Raw genomic sequence first — 1,300 nt, forward strand, 5'->3', positions numbered from 1 at the left:
CCGCGCCCGGCCAGCCCGCCCATTTCGGCCAGCGCCAGGCCCGCCGCGCCAAGGTCCGATCCCACCGCGCGCACCGCGGCCATCACCGCGAGCGAATTGATCACCTGATGCTCACCCGGCGCGGCAACGGTGTAGCACACCCGCCGGTCGCCCATGTCGGCGGTCACCAGCGAGCCGCCGCCGATCGCATCGACGGTGTCGAGCAGGCGCACGTCGGCGCCCTCGCTGCGCCCGAACGAGACGACGTTGGCCCCGCAGCGCAGCGCCGCCTTCCTGAGCCGCTCGAAATGCGGGTTGTCGGCCGGGATCACCGCCGTACCGCCGCGTTCGAGGCCCTGGAAGATTTCCGCCTTGGCGTCCGCAATGGCCTCTTCGGAGCCCAGGTTCTCGATGTGCGCGGGCGCGATGGTGGTGATGACCGCGACATTGGGGCGCACCTGGCGGGTCAGCGCGGCGATTTCGCCCGCATGGTTCATGCCCATCTCGAACACCCCGAAGCGCGCGCGCGCGGGCATGCGCGACAGGCTGAGCGGCACGCCGACGTGGTTGTTGTAGCTCTTGACCGAACGGTGCGCGTCGCCGTGCGTGGCCCGGTCCAATCCTTCGAACAGCATCTCCTTGACCCCGGTCTTGCCGACCGAGCCGGTCACCCCGATGATCGGCCCGCGCGCGCGCAGGCGCGCCGCCGCGCCCAGCCGTTCGAGCGCCTCGGTGGTGTCCTTCACCAGAATGTGCGGACCATCGACCGGGCGATCGACCACGCAGGCCGCCGCGCCCTTCTCGAAGGCCATGGCCACGAAGCGGTGGCCGTCCATGCTCTCCCCCTTGAGCGCGAAGAACAGGTCACCGGGCTGGACGTCGCGGCTGTCGATCTCGACGCCGGTGACCACGAAGGCGCCGCTGGCTTCCCCCTTCATCGCGCGTTCGAGCGCGGGGGCGTCCCACAGGACGTGCGAGGGGGTCTGTTCGGCCTCGTCCTCGGGCCATTCGAGAATGCGTGCCGCTGCCGTCATGTTCCGCTCTCCTTGCCCAGCGCGCCGGCCATTTCGCGCGCGACGCTCACGTCATCGAAGGGCAGCACGCGCGTGTTCGCGCCGCTGCCGATGATCTGGCCCTGTTCATGGCCCTTGCCCGCGACGAGGACGATGTCGCCGCCCTTCGCTTCGGCCAGCGCCGCGCCGATCGCGGCGCGCCGATCGCCCACTTCGCGGCCCTTGCCGTCCATCCCGGCCAGCACCATGGCGCGGATCGCGCCCGGCTCCTCGCCGCGCGGGTTGTCGTCGGTGACGATCGCGAGGTC

General features: G+C 71.2%; 2 protein-coding genes. Both read right to left on the reverse strand.

What is annotated here, in order from left to right; translation table 11 throughout:
- A partial coding sequence (locus MTR62_RS20980; protein WP_244024599.1) for a UDP-N-acetylmuramoyl-tripeptide--D-alanyl-D-alanine ligase occupies positions 1-1,013 on the reverse strand: 1,013 nt, incomplete at its 3' end.
- Positions 1,010-1,300, reverse strand: a 291-nt coding sequence (locus MTR62_RS20985) for a glutamate ligase domain-containing protein (RefSeq protein WP_407672723.1), incomplete at its 5' end; no start/stop codon positions are given. The genes MTR62_RS20980 and MTR62_RS20985, both read right to left, overlap by 4 nt.

Origin of the sequence: Novosphingobium organovorum (assembly GCF_022832435.1) — a bacterium.
Classification (GTDB): Bacteria; Pseudomonadota; Alphaproteobacteria; order Sphingomonadales; family Sphingomonadaceae; genus Novosphingobium; species Novosphingobium organovorum.